The organism is Caballeronia jiangsuensis, assembly GCF_046030135.1.
Taxonomy (GTDB): domain Bacteria; phylum Pseudomonadota; class Gammaproteobacteria; order Burkholderiales; family Burkholderiaceae; genus Caballeronia; species Caballeronia jiangsuensis.
This window is the reverse complement of the sequence record NZ_JAQQDB010000092.1, coordinates 1-2,286: the sequence shown is the minus strand read 5'-3', so window position 1 is coordinate 2,286 and position 2,286 is coordinate 1. Positions and strand designations below refer to the sequence as shown.

The 2,286-nt window shown below is 55.6% G+C and carries 1 protein-coding gene; it reads right to left on the bottom strand.

The genetic code is table 11. From position 1 onward, the window contains the following. Positions 1-90 precede the first annotated feature (90 nt). On the bottom strand, positions 91-1,608 hold the full coding sequence (gene ltrA, locus PQR08_RS38435; protein ID WP_456264729.1) for a group II intron reverse transcriptase/maturase: 1,518 nt from the start codon (positions 1,606-1,608) through the stop codon (positions 91-93). Positions 1,609-2,286 lie beyond the last annotated feature (678 nt).

Genomic DNA, 2,286 nt, shown 5'->3' with positions numbered 1-2,286 from the left:
GTAGAGTAAGAGGCAGGGCGTAGTCGGACTATTTCCCTGCCTCTCCTCTCCGAACCGGACTTGCACCTCTCGATGCATCCGGCTCTCCATTTAAATGCTGCTCATAGCAAAGGCGACTTCGTCGTAGCGCGACTCAATGGTTCGCCGCGCCTCGCCGCACGCGATGTATGGATTTTCCGACGGGGTCCGCCATTTGAACTGCCCCTTGCGGCTTGTGATGAGACGCCGAAGCGCTATCGCCCCATACCAGCCACGACTATTTCGGCCTTCTACGACCCATGTCTTTGCTTGCCCCGGTTCTGGTTCACGGACATGCAAACGCATCAGTGACGGGAAGCCCCGTCGATATTTATGCGCAAGCCAGTATCCCAGTTTCCAGAAGACGGTACGATCCAGCTTGCTAAACATCGTGGCCGTGAAGTCGGTGTACTGATAAAAGTTTGCCCATCCCGCAAGTTGCCGATTCAGGCTTTCCACTCGGTCCATCCGATTTGCACCGTAATCGCCCGACAGTTGCTTGATCAGTTTCTCGGCAAAGAGTCGGTATTTCTCCCACGGTATTGTGCTGACAGGCCGCATGCGCCCGCGTGGACCTCGCTTACGTATGATGCGATGGCCGAGGAATACGAAGCCATCGTTGACATGCGTAACATGGGTCTTCTCCATGTTCAGCGTCAGTTTGAGTTGATCTTCAAGGAGTCCTCGGCATGCTTCCCGAACTGCTTCCGCGTGCGCCTTGGTTCCTTTTACGATCACCACAAAATCATCAGCGTAACGGCAGTACGATATTGCAGGTATCCACTGCCGGTTCTCCTTCGCGGCAATAGGTCGCCGGTTTCGGATGCTAAGGTTCCACACGTGCCGGTCTTGGCGCACTTTCTTGCTGAGGTAATTCGTCTCCATCCAGGCATCGAATTCGTGCAGCATGATGTTGGAAAGAAATGGTGAAATTACCCCGCCTTGCGGAACGCCTTCGCTGGCTGCTCGAAACAGACCGTGATCAACGCATCCTGCCTTGATGAATTTCCAGAGCAGTGCCAGCAAGCGTTGATCGGCGATACGTTTTCGGATTCCCTTCAGTAAAAGACGATGGTGAACGGTGTCAAAGTAGCTGGCGAGATCGCCTTCGATCACCCAGCGCCCCGACGTGCTTTGTTCCCCGCTGTCCTGCAACTGAAGCTTCACCGCACGAATCGCGTGGTGCACGCTGCGGGCCGGTCTGAATCCATATGACGCCGGATGGAAATCACTCTCCCATATCGGCTCCATCACCATCAGAATGGCCCTCTGCACAATTCTGTCACGAAGACAAGGAATGCCCAAAGGCCTCATTTTGCCGTTCGCTTTCGGGATTAATACACGTCGAGCTGGCAGCGGGTCATACGACCCCGCCAACAGCTCAGTACGGATCGTCGCGAGTTCAGCGTGGAGATTCTCTTCCATCTGAACCTTGTCGATGCCGTCGACGCCCGGCGTCTTGGCTCCGCTGGAAGCCAGCGTAATACGAGCCGCCTCACTGAGCCAGGCCCTGTCGGCGACCAGCCTCAGGAGACGATCGAACTTGCGTTCTTTGTTCTCCGTCGACCATGTCGCCAGTTTGCTTTGCATTTCACTGATTATCAAAGGTCTTCACCTCATTGTGGTCAGTTAATCGACCCAAGCAAACCACTTAAACTGCCCCCCTTCGCCATGTGGCCGGCTTTCCCGGTCTCGGACTACTACGAGGGCTCCGCCAGCTCGCACATCATCGGGGGCACACTCCCTTGGCATCTGGGCAAGCCTTCCCCAGTTCACATGCTGGACTCAACGCATGGGCGAGGTTGCCTATCGCAGCCTTTGTCCTTGCTTTCCGCAAGTCGTCGCGGATGTCATGGTCTAGCTACGCGCTCTCCAGGACCCCATGCCGATCAGCATACTTGTCTAATCGACACTCGCGACTTCAGTTCATACCTGTAACTGAAACCGATCCACGTCCTGCCTGTTAAACGGTGTAGGCAGGGGTGACATTTCAACCCTCAGGTGCGGATTAATAGGTTCGTGTTCCTCAACCGTCCCATGCTCAGCCTAGAGATTCATCTTGGCGTAACCGATTCGCCGCAAACCCCGTTTCCCACGGACTACGTTACCTAGCCAGTGTCAGCAAGTCACCGCCGCTTCGGCTCACTCTCTCTCGTAGCAGAGAAAGGGCATTCCCGGCATAACATCAACAAATTGCCGGGCCCTGCATTCCAAACATGCTCAAGCAGCTTCACCCCCTTGCGGGCGGGCTACGCTGGCTGGGCGTAC

Bases quoted from the DNA above. Each gene is read 5' to 3' on its own strand.
- ltrA (WP_456264729.1), bottom strand. From the start codon at position 1,608: ATGCAAAGCAAACTGGCGACATGGTCGACGGAGAACAAAGAACGCAAG.